This is a genomic window from Pseudomonas donghuensis, from assembly GCF_000259195.1.
GTDB lineage: Bacteria > Pseudomonadota > Gammaproteobacteria > Pseudomonadales > Pseudomonadaceae > Aquipseudomonas > Aquipseudomonas donghuensis.
This window is the reverse complement of the sequence record NZ_JH650757.1, coordinates 69,354-83,663: the sequence shown is the minus strand read 5'-3', so window position 1 is coordinate 83,663 and position 14,310 is coordinate 69,354. Positions and strand designations below refer to the sequence as shown.

Genomic DNA, 14,310 nt, shown 5'->3' with positions numbered 1-14,310 from the left:
ACGCCATAATCTGCTTTCGCAGATACGCCCGTGCAGGCGCTGCCCGTAACTTCGCGACTTCAGGAGGCTGAGCGTAGGTGTCTGGAGGGGGCTGGTGCGTAGCACCCTTCGGCCCAAGCCGAAGTCGCGAGACGTAGACTTGGCGTAGCAAGTCGTAGGCCGCGATGCCCCTGGAAGGCACCGAAGCGAAGGAACCCGAAGCGCAGCGTAGGGCCGTATGCAGGAGCGAGCGGTTTTGCCTACTTTTCCCAAGAGAAAAGTAGGACGCCGTAAAGGCGGAAGGGGCCAGCCACAGCGCCACAACGAATGGATAAGCTCGCAATCTGAACATCCCACCCCACCCCTAGGATCATAGTCCCCAAAATTTCGATTGGCCCGCCCCTAGATCCTGTAGAAGCGGGCTTGCCCCGCGATCAACTCAACCCTGCGCCTTGCCGGGCTTGACCACCACCGTACAGGTGGTACCCGCCGCCAGCAAAAAGCCCTCGGGCACTTCATCGATATGAATCCGCACCGGCACCCGCTGGGCCAGGCGCACCCAGTTGAAGGTCGGATTGACGTCAGCGATCAGCTCGCGGCTTTCCGGGTTGTCGCGGTCATAGATGCCGCGCGAGATACTCTCTACATGCCCTTTGAGCCGCTCGCCGCTCATCATCTGCAACTCGGCCTGGTCGCCCACCCGCACGTGCGGCAGCTTGGTCTCTTCGAAGAAGCCATAAACCCAGAACGAATCCTTGTCGACCACCGCCATCTTCGGCTCGCCGGTGCGCGCGTAGTCACCGCGATGGACGTTGAGGTTGGTGACATAGCCATCGACCGTGGCGAGGATCTTGGTCCGCTTGAGGTCCAGCTCGGCCGCCGCCAATTGCGCCTGGGCCTGCTGGTAATCGGCCAGCGCCGAGTTGGCGATGTTGCTGGCGTCGTCACGGTTCTCCCGCGAGATCACCAGGTTGTCCATGTCGGCGCGGCGATGGGCGTTGACCTTGCGCATTTCCCAGGTGGCCTTGCGCGAGGCGACCAGCGCCTGGGCCTGGCGGACCGCCACTTGGTAGTGCTCGGGGTCGATCTGCAGCAGCACATCGCCTTTCTTCACCAACTGGTTGTCGCGCACCGGCACATCGACCACGTAGCCCGGCACGTCGGCAGCGACGTTGATGATGTCGGCACGCACGCGCCCGTCGCGGGTCCAGGGCGTGTTCATGTAATGCACCCAGAGCTGGCGACCGATCACCACGGCAGCGGCCAGCACGAGCAAGGTGGCGATCAGGCTGAAAAACTTTTTCATCAACAGGGGTCTCAACGGTAGAGAGTCAGGGCGATGGATCCGAACAGGCAGATAAACAGGCACAGGCGCAGCAGCGCCGGGTGCCAGAAGAAGCGGTAGCCGTCATGACTGGCGATAAACCGGTCCAGGCCCCAGGCAAGGCCGGCGGCGAACAGGAACATCAAGGTCATGGTCGGCATGTAGACGCCATGGAAGGCGATTTCACGAGGCATGGGGCAGTCCTTTGGCCGGGGCCAGTTCGGCCAGCGGCGACTGAGGGTCGAGCAGTGAAGTACGGATGAAATGCAGGTAGCTCTGCACCCGGCGCAGGGCCGAGGTGTCGAAGTGGCGGGCGAACGGCTCGTCGGTGGCCTGCACCCGGCTGATGGCATGGTCCACCGCCACCAGCGCACGCTCGTGGTTGCTCGCGCTCGGCTGCATGAACAGGCGCGCCAGGGCGCGGCCCATGACCCGGATGGCCTGGCGCCAGGGCTGCGATTCGGCGTAGCACGGGTGCACCGGCAAAATCGCCTGTTCCTTGCGCAGTTCGATGATCGCATGACCGACCTCAAGCACCACGAACATCCAGCGCAGCAACTTGCTCTGCACCCGCGGCTGGCCGACCGCCAGGCCATAGGCCTGGTGCAGCAGGTCGCGGGTGCGGCTTTCGAAGCTCGAACCCAAGCCGCGCAGGCGCCCGGTGATCGCATACAGCACCTGGGCACGCAAATCCTGCTCCAGGCGGCTCCACAACCAGCGGCTGTTGGGCGGCAGGATGATTGCCCCGGCAGCGGCGCAGACCAGCATACCAATGACCATGGCGATGTAGTCGTTGATGAAGTTGTAAGGGTTGTAGATGGTCAGGTTGTCCGGCACGGAACCGGTGGCAAAAAAGATCAGCAGGCCCAGCCCGTAACCGGCATAGGCCGGTCGCGAGGCGAGGAACGCGCCGAACACGAACACCGGCGCCAGTACCAGGCACAACAGCGGGAAACCGTCGATCCAGGGGAACACGAAGAAGGTTTCGAAGAAGCCGACAAAGGCGCCGAACAAGGTCCCGCAGGCCATCTGGAACGACATGCGCTTGGGGTTTGGCGTGGCCGCCGAGAGGCCGACGGTGGCCGCGGCGATCAGCGTCATCATCGCCCCGCTCGGCCAGGCGGTGAGTATCCAGAAGCTGCCCAGCACCAGCAGGATGAACGCGGCGCGCACACCGGCGGCCAGCGAGGCCATCCAGTTGGTCTGCGCCACATAGGGCTCATCCCACTGCTCGCGGGCATGGTTGTGCTCGGTCAGCGAAGCGTGGGTCTGGGCGTAGCTGTGCATGTCGTCGACGAAGCGGTACAGCAGTTCGTAGGCAGTGTGGAAGTCCAGCAGGTCGGCATCGCTCGGGCCGCTCTCGACATACGCTGCACGCAGGGTGCGCACGCGCTCCGGCAAGCCTTCCTTGTAGGCCGCCAGCTGTTCGGCCAGGCGCGCCGCATCACCCTCGGTGAGACCGCGACCGGCATAGGCGTCGAGCAGCTCGGCCAGGGCGGTGAGCCCCGGCTCGATGGCGGTGACGATCTGCAGCGGCCCACGCAAACGCAAGCGCTCCAGCAACTGGTGCAAGGCGTTGAAGCGCGTGGTGATGGCCATGAATTCGCTGTTCATCCGCCCCAGGCGCCCGTTGCGCCGGCGCATGTGCGGGTCTTCGAAGGCGGTGACGCTGCGCAGGCTTTCCAGACCTACGGCCTCGGCGATAAAGCGCACGTTGCTGCTTTCAAAGCGGTCGCGCTGGCTGTCGCCGCGCAGGCCCTCGGCAACGAAGCCGGCGAACACGCCAAAGCGCTGGTACAGGGCGTTGCGCATCGAGGCACTGGCCGACTGCGGCAAAATCGCGGCGCTGACCAGGGTCGAGACAAGGATCCCCAGGGAGATTTCCAGCACCCGCCACACCGCAGCCATAAACGCGCCGTCAGGGTGCTGCAAGGCCGGCAGGCCGACCATCGCCGCGGTGTAACCGGCGAGCACGAAACCATAGGCGCGAAAGGTACGGTAGCGCATGGCGCCGGCCGAACACAGGCCGACCCAGATCGCCAGGCTCGGCAGGAACAGCTCGGTGTTCTGCGGGAACAAGGCGATCAGCGCGACCATCATCGACGAGCCGGCCAGGGTGCCCAGCAGCCGGTAGAAGCTCTTGGCGAACACATGGCCACTCTGCGGCTGCATGACGATGAACACAGTGATCATCGCCGTGCGCGGCTGCGGCAGTTCCAGGCGCATGGCCAGCCACAGGGTCAGGAAGGCGGCGCTGAGGACCTTGAAGATGTACACCCAGGTGACCCCGTCGGTGCGCACCCACTCAAAGAACCCGCGACGCCACTCCAGGGTGGCCAGCCAGCGAAACGGCAGGGTCAGTACGCTCATTCGGCATGGCCCGGCTTGTCGAAGACTGCCAGGGTTACCGGGGTTTTCGGCGCCTGCTGACGGTCTTCGCCGGGCACATCGTTGCCCGCGCCCAGGCCGCCGCCCAGGGCCGTGACCAGTTCGGCATGGGCACTCAGGCGTGCGGCCTGGACCTGCTGCTGGATTTGTTGCTGGCGGAACAACTGAGTTTGCGCGTTGAGCACATTAAGGTAATCGGTCAGGCCGCGCTGGAAGGCGATCATGGCGATGTCGTAGGTCTTTTGCGCCGAGGCCACCGATTCGGCGGCAAAGTGTTGCTGCTCGTTCATCGACTCACGACGGATCAACTGATCGGAAACACCCTTGAGCGCCTCGACCACGGTCTGGTTGTAGCGCGCCACGGCGATGTCATAACCAGCCGCGGCAACCCCCAGTTGCGAGCGCAAGCGACCGCCGTCGAACACCGGCAGGCTGATCGCCGGGCCGACGTTGTAGTTGAACTTGCGCCCGGTCAGAAACTCCAGCGGCCCGCCGCCGGTGGCCATGAAACCGAGGCCACCGACCAGGTCGACGTTGGGGAAGAAGCCGGCATGGGCGACATCGATACCACGGGCCTGGGCTGCGACCTGCCAGCGGCTGGCGACCACGTCCGGGCGCTGGCCGACCAGTTCGGCGGGCAAGGCCGAGGGCAATTTCAGCGCAGTGCCCAGCGCCAGTCGTGGACGCTGCAGCTGCGCGCCCTCGCCTGGACCTTTACCGGCCAAGGCTGCCAGCTGGTTACGGGCCAGGGCGATTTCCTCATTGAGGGCATCGAGCTGGCGGTGGGTTTCCGGCAGTGGCGTCTGCGCCTGGCTGACTTCAAAGTGCGTGCCGATGCCACCGGCCAGGCGCCGCTCGGCCAGGGCCAGGATCTGCTCCTGTTGCTCAAGCTCGGCCTTGACGATATCGCGCTGGGCAAAGTGCAGCGACAGCTGGATGTAGGCCTTGACGATGTTGTTCTGCAGCTCGAGCTGGGCCTGACGCGCCTGGGCCACGCTCATGTGGGCCATGTCCACGGCCTGCTCGCTGGCATTGCGCTCCCGGCCCCAGAGGTCCAGGGCGTAGCTCAAGCCAAGCGATGCATTGTTGTCCCAGGTGTTGGCCCCGGACAACGCGCCGGGGCCATAGAACTGGTCTTGCGGCCAGTTGTGGCGCTTGAGCGTCGACTGGCCGTTGACCTGCAGTTTTTCTGCCGACTCGACCACCCCGGCCATGGCCTTGGCTTCACGCACACGGGCGACGGCCATGGCCAGGGTCGGGCTGTCTTGCACGGCCAGGGCGATCCAGCGATCGAGTTGCGGGTCGCCGTAGGCCCGCCACCATTGCTGGTCGGGCCAATGGGCGTCGAGGGCGGCTTCACGGATCGCCGCGTCGGTGGTCAGGGTATTGGCTTGCAGCGTCTTGCTTTGCGGGGCAATGCCCCAGGTTCCGATACAGCCGCTCAAGGTCAAGCTAAAGGCACAGGCACTGAGCGCATTGAGCGCTCTGATGATGCGACGCGGCACAGCTGCGAATTCCCGACATAGAAGGTGGATGACGCTTGGAGACGCAATTCTAGGGGGCCGCCGCACTGGCGATAAGCGTGCATTACTGCGAATCTTTGTTACGAAAACAGTGATAATCCGGCTTTAGTCTGAAGACCGCCTCGGTTACTTCATGTCACAATTTGTCGTCTACTTTGAGAGCGACCCATGGACACCCTGCAAAACATGCGTGCTTTTAGTTGCGTCGCGCAAGTCGGCAGCTTCACTGCCGCGGCCGTGCAACTGGATACGACCACCGCCAACGTGTCGCGGGCGGTCTCCAATCTTGAAGCCCATCTGCAAACCCGCCTGCTCAACCGCACCACCCGGCGCATCGCCCTGACCGAGGCCGGCAAGCGTTACCTGATGCGCTGCGAACAGATCCTCACCTACGTCGAAGAAGCCGAAGCCGAGGCCAGCGACGCCCATGCGCGCCCGGCCGGGCAACTGAAGGTGCATTCGATGACCGGGGTCGGCCAGCATTTCGTCATCGATGCCATCGCCCGCTACCGCGAAACCCACCCGGACGTGACCTTCGACCTGACCATGGCCAACCGCGTGCCGGACCTGCTCGACGAAGGCTACGACGTGTCCATCGTGCTGGCCAGCGAGCTGCCGGACTCGGGCTTTGTCTCCCAGCGCCTGGGCATCACCTACAGCATCGTCTGCGCCTCGCCCGACTACGTGAAACGCCACGGCATCGCCCACAAGCCCAGCGACCTGCTCAACCACGCCTGCCTGCGCATGGTCAGCCCGGTGATCCCGCTGGAGAAATGGCTGTTCGACGGCCCCGAAGGCCAGGAAGTGGTCAACATCACCCAGGCGCCGTTCCAGGTGAACTCCGCCGACGCGATGAAAACCGCGATCCGCAGTGGCATGGGCGTTGGTGTGCTGCCGATCTATTCGGCGATCGAGGGCCTGCGTGATGGCTCACTGGTGCGGGTGATGCCCGAGTACCGCCTGCAGGAGCTCAACCTGTACGCGATCTACCCGTCGCGCCAGTACCTGGATGCCAAGATCAAGACCTGGGTCGAGTACCTGCGCAATTCTCTGCCGGAAATTCTCGCCGCCCACGAAGCGGACCTGAAAACCCACGAACTGCGCATCGCCACCTGAAATCTTGCTGCACAGGGGTGGTGGAGAATGATAGCGTGCTACCCATTCTCCACCGCCCGCAGAGATTTCGCCGATGAAAAAGACCGTCCTTGCCTTCAGCCGCATCACCCCGGCGATGGTCGAACGCCTGCAGCAAGACTTCAACGTAATCGTGCCCAACCCCAAGCTCGGCGACATCAGTGCCCAGTTCAACGACGCCTTGCCCGAGGCGCATGGCCTGATCGGCGTCGGCCGCAAGCTCGGCCAGGCGCAACTGGCAAACGCCAGCAAGCTGGAAGTGGTCGCCAGCGTCTCGGTGGGCTACGACAACTATGACCTGGCCTACTTCAACCAGCGCGGCATCGCCCTGACCAACACCCCTGACGTGCTCACCGAGAGCACCGCCGACCTCGGCTTTGCCCTGCTGATCGGCGCGGCGCGGCGGGTGGCCGAGCTGGATGCCTGGACCAAGGCCGGGCAATGGCAGGCCACCGTGGGCCCGGCGCAGTTTGGCAGCGACGTGCATGGCAAGACCCTGGGTATCGTCGGCCTCGGCAATATCGGCGCGGCCATTGCCCGGCGTGGGCGCTTCGGTTTCAACATGCCGATCCTCTACAGCGGCAACAGCCGCAAGCCGGCCCTGGAACAGGAACTGGGCGCGCAATACCGCAGCCTCGATGAGCTGCTGGCTGAAGCTGACTTCGTCTGCCTGGTGGTACCACTGGGGGCGCAGACCAAGCACCTGATCAGCACCCGTGAACTGCAGCTGATGAAGCCCAGTGCCTTCCTGATCAACGTGTCCCGTGGGCCGGTGGTGGATGAGGCGGCGCTGATCGAGGCCCTGCAGGCCGGCACCCTTCGCGGCGCCGGGCTGGATGTGTACGAGAAGGAACCACTGGCAGCCTCGCCGTTGTTCCAGCTGAAAAACGCCCTGACCTTGCCGCATGTAGGTTCGGCTACCGCTGAAACCCGCGAGGCCATGGCCAATCGCGCGATTGATAACCTGCGCAGCGCCTTGCTGGGTGAGCGGCCGCGGGATCTGGTCAATCCGCAGGTGTGGAAGTAGGCGGTACGAGTACCTAATCAACCACCCTTACCGTTATCAGTGGTGAAATCTGCGACGGCAGGCTGAGCACCGAGAGATCGAAAAACAGCACACCAGTGCCGCCCAGTGCGCTTTGCAAATAGCGCCTGGGCAGCACGAACTCGTGCCCGCGATAGTCTTCCCAACGCTCGATTGCATGCGAGTCCGAGTAGGTTTCCGGATCCCCTCCCGGTGGAAAACCAATCCAGCCTAGGAGCAAGGTTGCTCCTTGAGAGCCCTGCAAGCCTGGCAAGGAATAACCACTGAGCGTCAGCCCCTCCTCGCCCACCTGGGAAAGGCTGACAGTCCAGGCCGCATCTTTGAGAGTGGGCGGCGCGACCACCGGTTTATCGGACTTGCCCATCATCACTTCCATGACCGTTGCCTCGAACGCTGCGGATGTGTTGAGCGCAAGTTACGCCCTTGGAACGTCCCTGAAACCTGGCATTTTTATCAGGTACTGCGTCGGCCTCATCGCGGGTCAAGCCCGCTCCCACAGATTAATCCCAACTTGTGGGAGCGGGCTTGACCCGCGATTGCTACCTCAAGGCCACGACCGGCTCGACCACCTTGGGCCGGGGCTTGCGAAACACCAGCACGTTGCCCAGCATCACCAGCACCAGGCCTGCCAACGCCGGCGCCGTCCATTGATAACCCTCGTAGAACGCCGAGACGTTCAGCGCCACCAACGGGAACAACACCGTGCAGTAAGCGGCCCGCTCCGGCCCCATGCGTCCGACCAGGGTCAGGTAGGCGGTAAAACCGATCACCGAGCCCGGGATCACCAGGTACAACAGTGAGCCGATGTAGCGCGTGTTCCATTCCATGGCAAACGCAATGCCGCTGACCAGGCAGTACAGCCCGAGCATGCTCGCGCCATAGAGCATGCCCCAGGCATTGGTGGTCAGCGGCCGCAGGCCGGCCTTTTGTTGCAGGCTGGAGAGCATGTTGCCGGCCGAAAAACACAGGGTGCCCAGCAGCGCCAGGCCCAGGCCGATAATGGTTTCGCGGCTGGCGGCATGCCCGGACAGCTCCGGCCAGAACAGCAGGCCCAGCCCGGCCAGGCCGAGGGCGCCACCGGCAAGCACATTGGCGGCAACCTTCTGGCCAAAGAATACCCGCGCATTCAGCGCGTTCCACAAGGTGGCGGTGGAGAACACCACGGCGATCAGGCCACTGGGAATCCACTGGCTGGCGGTCAGAAAGCACATGAAGTTGACGCAGAACAGGCACAGGCCCTGGGCCAGGCAGATCAGGTGGCCACGGCGATTCATCGGTTGCAGGCGGCGGCTGAGCAGCAGGATGGCAAACAGCACCAGCGCCGCCAGGGCAAAGCGGTAGACGATCGACACAGGAATGGCGACCACGCCCAGTTGCAGCTTCAAGGCAATCCAGGTGGTGCCCCAGATCAGCACAGTGAGCAGGTATAACGACAGGTTCATGGCGGCACTCCTCTATTGCAGGCCACCAGTGTGCAACTGCAACCTCATCCGGCACTTGCACATTCTTGCGCTTTTGCACAGGCAACAGCTGTCAGCCCCGGCCTGGCGGAGTACGATGGCCCACAGAGGTAAGGACCATGACGCCGTTGGACCAGCTGCAAGTCTTCAAAGCCATGCACGACTCACCCCATGCCCGCCTGGAACACAGCGCGCACCTGGGGGACGGCCTGGCAGCAGCCCTGTGGAACAACCGTCACGACGCCCGCGACTACGAGGCTCCCAGCCATCACACCCTGTCGTGTTACATCGCCGACGGCACCGGCACCTTTCGCCGTGACCGCCCCGGCCACACCGGCGCACCCGACAAGCTGTGCATCATGCCGGCAGGATCAGCCTCGCATTGGGTGGTCAACGGCTCGATCCGCCTGGCACACCTGTACATCAGCCAGGAGCAATTCGCCCTCGGTTGCGTCAGCCTGCTGGACCGCGAACCCCGTGAACTGCAACTGCAGGAGGCGACCTTTCTCGACGACCCCGAGCAGGCCCGGCGTTTTCGCCAGCTGATCGCCCTGGACTGGGACGAACCGGGCGAGCGCTTGCTGACCAGCAGCCTGGCCCACGAGATTCTCGACCACGCCCTGCTCAGCCAGGTTGGCCTGCGCCAGGGCCTGCGCCTTAAAGGCGGGCTGGCCGCGCACCAGCGCCGGCAACTGCGCGAGTATGTCGAAGGCCACCTCGATCACCCGCTGAGCCTTGGCGAGCTGGCGGCGCTGTGCAACCTCTCCGAGTACCACTTCGCGCGGATGTTTCGCGAAAGCTTCGGCCTGCCGCCGCACCAGTACCTGCTGGCCCGGCGCCTGGCCAAGGCGCGGCAACTGCTGCGCCATGGCCAACTGCCGCTGGGCGAAGTGGCCCTGCTGTGCGGCTTTGCCAGCGCCAGCCATTTCAGCAACCGCTTCCGCCAGGCCCTGGGGGCCACGCCCGGTGCTTACCGGGCCGCCTTCAGCGCTTAGAACTCGAGGGTGCTGGACAGGCTGACCTGACGCGCATCGCCCACCGAGACAAAGTAACGGTTCACCGCCGAGCTGTAATAGGTGCGGTCGAACAGGTTCTTGACGTTCAACTGCAAGCGCACCTTGTGCTCGTCCAGGCGGGTTTCGTAGCTGGCGAAGGCATCGGCGACGGTGTAGCCCGGCAGCTCGAAATCATTCTCGGCGTTACCCGCCCGCTCACCGACATAGCGCGCACCGGCGCCCAGGCGCAGGCGATCGCCGCCGAACAGGCTGCCCGCGTCATACACCGCCGACAGCGAACCGCTGTGGCGCGCTACGTTCTGCAGGCGATTGCCTTCGAGCGTGGGGTCCTGGGTGACGTCGGCATCGGTGAAGGCATAGCTGCCGATCAGGCTCCAGCGCTCGCTCAACTGCCCGCTCAGGTCCAGCTCGACGCCCCGTGAGCGCACCTCGCCCGCATTGCTGTAGAGGGTGTCGCCGGTTGCCGAGTCGAAGTTGGCCACCAGCACGTTGCGCTTGCGGATGTCGAACAGCGCCAGGGTGCCGGTCAGCGCCCCCGGCACGTCGAGCTTGGCACCCAGTTCCCAGGATTTGCCCTGTTCAGGTTCCACGCCCGAGTCCAGCACCAGGCCGCCGCTCAGTGGGGCGACGCTGGAATTGGGCTTGAACGATTCGGTGTAGCTGCCATAGAACGACAGCTGCTCGTCGACCTTGTACACCAGGCCCAGCCGCGGCACCCAGGCCTGGCCATTGCTGTTGGTGTTGGCCTTGAACGGCCGCCCGCGCCCGGCGAGCTGGTCATACATCTGGTAGCGCGCGCCGGCGACCAGGATCCAGTGCTCATCGAGGTGGATCGAATCCTGGAAGAACAGCGAGTCGCTGCGCAGCTTGTCGGTCTGCGCGCTGTCGCTGTCACGCACGCTGGTGCCTTCGACTTCGCGGCCATACACCGGGTTCAGGTAACTGAAGGTGCTCAGGCTGCTCTGGCGGATCAGGTCGGCGCGGTAGACCTTGCGGTATTCGTTATCCAGGCCGAACAGCAGGTCGTGCTGCATCCCCGCCAGTTGCACCGTGCCCTCAAGGCTCAAGGTGGCGAAACGGTCGCTGCTGAGTGCGCCGTGGGTGCCGTCCATGCTGCGGGTCAGGGTGCCGCGCGAGGCGTTGACGCCGGTCACCCGCACCTGGCTGGCGTCGTAGGTTTCACGGTTGTAACTGAAGCCAAAGTGGGCTTTCCAGTCATCCGCAAGCTGATGATCGACCTCCAGCCGATAGAGGTCCGAGCGCCCTTGCATGTCATTGAACGGCTCGTCCAGGCGCCGGGTGCTGGGGATATCCAGCGGGTGGTTGGTGCGCGGGTCGATGGCGGTGCCACGGTCGAACGGATAGAGAAACTCGCGGTGCTCGTAGGCCAGCAGCACCTGGGTGTCTTCGCCGTACCAGGCCAGCGATGGCGCCACCAGCGATTCGCGGTGGGTGCCGAAGTTGCGCCAGTAGTCTTCATCTTCATGGTCGAGCACCAGGCGGTAGGCGAAGTTGCTCTCGCCCAGCGCGCCGGTGCTGTCCAGGCCGCCGCCGCTGCCGTTCTTGCCGCTGCCATAAGTAGAGCCGCGCAGGTTCAGGGCGTTGTAGCGTTGCAGTTGCGGCCGCTTGCTGACCACGTTGATCACCCCGCCCGGGTCCTGGATACCGTACAACAATGAGGCCGGGCCCTTGAGCACTTCGACCCGCTCAGTGGTGGCATTGAGGCTGCGGCCCTGCACGATGGGCATGCCATCGCGCATGATCGAGCCGTCGCGGTTGTCGCCAAAGCCGCGCTTCATCACCGTGTCCTGGGTGCCGCCGAAGTTGTTGCCCTGGGTCACGCCGCTGACATTGGCCAGGGCATCGTCGAGGTTGCGCGGGGCCTGGTCCTTGAGCACCTGGGCCGGTACCACGTTAATGGCCTGGGGCGTCTGCATGATCAATGCCTGGCTGCGCATCACCGAGCTGCTTTGCGGCGGCTGATAGCTGTAGTCGGCATCGGCCTGCGAGTTCACCGTGGTCGCCTCGAGCTTGAGCGCAGTGCCGGCATCGAGCGGTTCGAGGGTCAGGGTGCGGACATCGACGCGGCGAACGGCGAAGCCGGAATTGCCCAGCAGTTGCTGCAAAGCCTGCTCGGCGCTGAGGCTGGCGTTGAGAGCCGGAGCATTGATCGATGGCAGGTCGGCGGTGTAGATCACACTTTGCCCGGTCAGCCGGCTGAAGTCATTGAGCGCCTGCACCAGCGGCTTGCTCGCTTGGGAAAAGCTGTAGACCTGCTGCGCGGCGGCGACACCCAAGGGCAATGCGCTACCCGCAGCCAGCGCCGCGACACTGAGCCAACGTGAAAAGCGACGCGCTGGCGAGGGTGTGAACTTCATGACCGATGACCTGTGAAGGAGTGATGTTTATGCGAATGAATCGCACTTTCACTCACTACACGGTTGTCGCACGAGGTTACCTCAGCACTTTCTGAAAATATTTTTCAGCGGATCAGCGTGACCCGCTCCAGCAGGGTATTGCGCTTGAAGCCGAGCACCGCACCGAGCGAATCCAGCGCCGCCAGTGGCTGGCTGGCCGGGAAGCTGGCGCTGACCTTGCGTTTGCCCAGCTCGCTGTCGAGCAGGATGATGCGCCCCGGGTAGTAGCGGGCCAAGTCGTCGATCACCGTGCTCAGCGGCACCTGGTAGTAATTGAGCCAGCCCTGGCGCCAGGCCAGGCGTGATTCGCTGTCCACCGCTTCGACGGCGCTGGCGGTGCCGTCGCGATAGGCGACCTGCTGGCCGCCGCTCAGCTGTTGCTGCAAACGCCCGGGGGCCGCCGTCACCGCGACCCGGCCATCGAGCACGGTGACCCGGGCCCCGCCGCTGTGCTTGCGGACCTCGAACCGGGTACCGAGCACCTGGGTCTGGCCGTTTGCCGCGTCGACCACAAAGGGCTCACCGGTATGCGTGACATGAAAGAACGCCGCGCCCCGGCGGATCGTCACCTGTCGCACCCCGTGCGTGAAATCCACCGATACCGCACTGCCGGCATCCAGGGTCATGTGCGAATTGTCGGCCAGCACCACCTCCTCAACCTGCCCCGCGGCTGTAACGTAATCCGCCTGCAGGTCGTCCAGCCAGTACCCCGGATGCCAGCCTGCCGCCGTTCCCAGCGCCAGCACCAGGCAGGCGGCTGCAGCGCAGCTGGCAACACGGCGCCAGGTGCGCCCCGGCGCCGGTTGCTGCATGGCGCGCAGGTAACCTTGCAGGGCCTGGTCCTCTTCGGCGGCCAGCAGGCTGGCCGGTGCTTCGCTCAGGCGCCACAACGCCTGGGCCTGGGCATAGGCCCGGGCATGCGCCGGGTTGGCCAGCAGCCAGCGCTTGAACTCGGCACGCTCGGCCAATTGCGGCTGTTCGTTGATCCGGCTCAGCCAGCCCAGTGCGGCCTGTTCGTGCTCGGCGGTGATCTCGGTCATGGTGCTTTCCCTGGCTTGCGCGGGCTGGCTGACGGCAGCGCAACACTTGCCTTGCACGCCTCCAGAGCGCGCATCATGTGTTTTTCCACGGCGCTCTGGGACAGGCCCATGGCCTTGGCGATCTCGGCGTACTTGCACCCGTGGATGCGGTTGAGCAGAAAGATCTGCCGGGTACGCTCGGGCAGCTCCCGCAGCGCCGCTTCAATGCGCTGCAAGTCGCTGTTTGCCTCCAGGGCCGCTTGCGGTTCACTGACATGATCGTCGGCGACTTCCAACTGCAGGCTGTCGGTGACCCGCTCTCGCGCGCCTTCGCTGCGCAGGTGATCAATGGCGATGTTGCCGGCACAGCGCAGCAGATAGGTATCGAGTGCCTCGACCTTGACCTGCGGGCGCCGCCAGAAGCGCAAAAACAACTCCTGGATCAGGTCCGAAGCCGTGGCCCGGCAACCGATACGGCGGCTGACCAGGGCTTCCATCTGCGCCCGCTGGGCAAGGAACACCTGCACAAAGCGCGCGCGACCGCTCGCCCCGTCGGCGTCACATGCACCGTCGGCGGGCAGATCGAGCGGCTCGTTCACCACTTTACAGTGATGCCATCGCAGTCAACGGCGCCAGCACCACGCTGGCCGTTGCCAGGCCCAGCAACAGGCGCGGCTGGTAAGGCAAGAGGAACACCCAGAGGGTGACCCCGGCCATCAGCACCGCGAACAGCTCGACCAGGCCCATGGCCCAGCCGCTGTGGCGCACGGCCAGTAGCAGCGCCAGAGCCAGCAGTACCCAGCCGGCGATGCGCAGGGCCATGAGCCGCGCATGACCGGGCTTGTGCCCGAGCAGGTCCTTGTAGTGCTTTTCCATGGCCAGGCACAGGGCGGCAAAGCCGGCAAAACCAAACAGGGCAATGGCCAGCATCAGTTCACCTCGCTTTCGATCAACGTACCGGGTGCGCTCTTGGCCTCACGCGGCGCACGCTTGGCCGCCACTACC

The 14,310-nt window shown here is 64.6% G+C and carries 13 protein-coding genes; 3 read left to right on the top strand and 10 right to left on the bottom strand.

Annotation, left to right across the window (positions count from 1 at the left end):
* Nucleotides 1–418 precede the first annotated feature (418 nt).
* Genes UW3_RS0102710 through UW3_RS0102695 form a run of 4 tightly spaced genes read right to left on the bottom strand, consistent with a single transcriptional unit; the run spans nt 419 to nt 5,196 of the window.
* Nucleotides 419–1,285 (bottom strand): efflux RND transporter periplasmic adaptor subunit, encoded by an 867-nt coding sequence (locus UW3_RS0102710; protein ID WP_010220680.1) that lies wholly within the window; start codon nt 1,283–1,285, stop codon nt 419–421.
* An 11-nt stretch (nt 1,286–1,296) separates the two neighbouring features.
* On the bottom strand, nt 1,297–1,497 hold the full coding sequence (locus tag UW3_RS0102705; RefSeq protein WP_010220679.1) for a DUF1656 domain-containing protein: 201 nt from the start codon (nt 1,495–1,497) through the stop codon (nt 1,297–1,299).
* Nucleotides 1,487–3,673 (bottom strand): FUSC family protein, encoded by a 2,187-nt coding sequence (locus UW3_RS0102700; protein WP_010220678.1) that lies wholly within the window; start codon nt 3,671–3,673, stop codon nt 1,487–1,489. The genes UW3_RS0102705 and UW3_RS0102700 overlap by 11 nt, the downstream gene beginning before the upstream one ends.
* Nucleotides 3,670–5,196, bottom strand: coding sequence for an efflux transporter outer membrane subunit (locus tag UW3_RS0102695; protein WP_010220677.1), 1,527 nt, complete (start codon nt 5,194–5,196; stop codon nt 3,670–3,672). The genes UW3_RS0102700 and UW3_RS0102695 overlap by 4 nt, the downstream gene beginning before the upstream one ends.
* Before the next feature lie 186 nt (nt 5,197–5,382).
* Here UW3_RS0102695 and UW3_RS0102690 point away from each other — a divergent pair, with 186 nt between their 5' ends.
* Entirely contained in the window at nt 5,383–6,330 is a 948-nt protein-coding gene (locus UW3_RS0102690) for a LysR family transcriptional regulator (protein WP_010220676.1), read from the top strand.
* Between the two features lie 73 nt (nt 6,331–6,403).
* Nucleotides 6,404–7,375, top strand: coding sequence for a 2-hydroxyacid dehydrogenase (locus tag UW3_RS0102685; RefSeq protein ID WP_010220675.1), 972 nt, complete (start codon nt 6,404–6,406; stop codon nt 7,373–7,375).
* Between the two features lie 13 nt (nt 7,376–7,388).
* On the opposite strand, the gene UW3_RS0102680 is transcribed toward UW3_RS0102685, so the two are convergent.
* Both UW3_RS0102680 and UW3_RS0102675 read right to left on the bottom strand, forming a co-directional pair.
* Complete coding sequence (locus tag UW3_RS0102680) at nt 7,389–7,769, bottom strand: hypothetical protein (protein WP_010220674.1); 381 nt, start codon at nt 7,767–7,769, stop codon at nt 7,389–7,391.
* A 163-nt stretch (nt 7,770–7,932) separates the two neighbouring features.
* On the bottom strand, nt 7,933–8,835 hold the full coding sequence (locus UW3_RS0102675) for a DMT family transporter (RefSeq protein ID WP_010220673.1): 903 nt from the start codon (nt 8,833–8,835) through the stop codon (nt 7,933–7,935).
* A gap of 137 nt (nt 8,836–8,972) precedes the next feature.
* Between UW3_RS0102675 and UW3_RS0102670 the strand changes: the two genes are divergently transcribed.
* Complete coding sequence (locus UW3_RS0102670; RefSeq protein ID WP_010220672.1) at nt 8,973–9,848, top strand: AraC family transcriptional regulator; 876 nt, start codon at nt 8,973–8,975, stop codon at nt 9,846–9,848.
* On the opposite strand, the gene UW3_RS0102665 is transcribed toward UW3_RS0102670, so the two are convergent.
* The 4 genes from UW3_RS0102665 to UW3_RS0102650 form a co-directional block, all read right to left on the bottom strand.
* Nucleotides 9,845–12,247, bottom strand: a complete 2,403-nt coding sequence (locus UW3_RS0102665; protein ID WP_010220671.1) for a TonB-dependent siderophore receptor — start codon at nt 12,245–12,247, stop codon at nt 9,845–9,847. The genes UW3_RS0102670 and UW3_RS0102665 overlap by 4 nt on opposite strands.
* 104 nt (nt 12,248–12,351) lie before the next feature.
* Nucleotides 12,352–13,326: a FecR family protein gene (locus UW3_RS0102660; RefSeq protein ID WP_010220670.1), complete on the bottom strand. Its 975-nt coding sequence runs from the start codon at nt 13,324–13,326 to the stop codon at nt 12,352–12,354.
* Nucleotides 13,323–13,907 (bottom strand): RNA polymerase sigma factor, encoded by a 585-nt coding sequence (locus UW3_RS0102655; protein WP_010220669.1) that lies wholly within the window; start codon nt 13,905–13,907, stop codon nt 13,323–13,325. Before UW3_RS0102655 ends, UW3_RS0102660 begins: the two co-directional genes overlap by 4 nt.
* Nucleotide 13,908: 1 nt before the next feature.
* On the bottom strand, nt 13,909–14,235 hold the full coding sequence (locus tag UW3_RS0102650) for a DUF3325 domain-containing protein (RefSeq protein WP_010220668.1): 327 nt from the start codon (nt 14,233–14,235) through the stop codon (nt 13,909–13,911).
* Nucleotides 14,236–14,310: the final 75 nt, after the last annotated feature.

Coding starts and splice junctions, on each gene's coding strand:
- UW3_RS0102670 (WP_010220672.1), top strand. CDS start 8,973: ATGACGCCGTTGGACCAGCTGCAAGTCTTCAAAGCCATGCACGACTCA.
- UW3_RS0102650 (WP_010220668.1), bottom strand. CDS start 14,235: ATGCTGGCCATTGCCCTGTTTGGTTTTGCCGGCTTTGCCGCCCTGTGC.
- UW3_RS0102675 (WP_010220673.1), bottom strand. CDS start 8,835: ATGAACCTGTCGTTATACCTGCTCACTGTGCTGATCTGGGGCACCACC.
- UW3_RS0102660 (WP_010220670.1), bottom strand. CDS start 13,326: ATGACCGAGATCACCGCCGAGCACGAACAGGCCGCACTGGGCTGGCTG.
- UW3_RS0102710 (WP_010220680.1), bottom strand. CDS start 1,285: ATGAAAAAGTTTTTCAGCCTGATCGCCACCTTGCTCGTGCTGGCCGCT.
- UW3_RS0102690 (WP_010220676.1), top strand. CDS start 5,383: ATGGACACCCTGCAAAACATGCGTGCTTTTAGTTGCGTCGCGCAAGTC.
- UW3_RS0102700 (WP_010220678.1), bottom strand. CDS start 3,673: ATGAGCGTACTGACCCTGCCGTTTCGCTGGCTGGCCACCCTGGAGTGG.
- UW3_RS0102685 (WP_010220675.1), top strand. CDS start 6,404: ATGAAAAAGACCGTCCTTGCCTTCAGCCGCATCACCCCGGCGATGGTC.
- UW3_RS0102665 (WP_010220671.1), bottom strand. CDS start 12,247: ATGAAGTTCACACCCTCGCCAGCGCGTCGCTTTTCACGTTGGCTCAGT.
- UW3_RS0102680 (WP_010220674.1), bottom strand. CDS start 7,769: ATGGAAGTGATGATGGGCAAGTCCGATAAACCGGTGGTCGCGCCGCCC.
- UW3_RS0102705 (WP_010220679.1), bottom strand. CDS start 1,497: ATGCCTCGTGAAATCGCCTTCCATGGCGTCTACATGCCGACCATGACC.